We start from the raw sequence: 270 nt of genomic DNA on the forward strand, positions 1-270 counted from the left end.
GGCGATTCAGCTGGAGGCTCGGCAAAACAGGCAAGAGACAGGGAATTTCAGGCGATACTGCCTTTGAGGGGGAAAATTCTGAATGTGGAAAAAGCCAGCTTTGAGAAATTGTTGAAAAACGAACAGATAAACAACATAATCGTTGCAGTGGGAACTGGAATCGGAGATGATTTGAACCTGGAAAAGCTGCGATATGGGAAGATTATCATCATGACAGATGCGGATGTTGACGGTGCACATATCAGGACACTCATTTTAACGCTTCTGTAC

The 270-nt window shown here is 44.4% G+C and carries 1 protein-coding gene; it reads left to right on the top strand.

The window, feature by feature from the left end:
• Window positions 1–270, top strand: a 270-nt coding sequence (locus AC3LHT_RS10305; RefSeq protein WP_488662830.1) for a toprim domain-containing protein, incomplete at both ends; no start/stop codon positions are given.

It is taken from the genome of Kosmotoga sp., assembly GCF_982836095.1.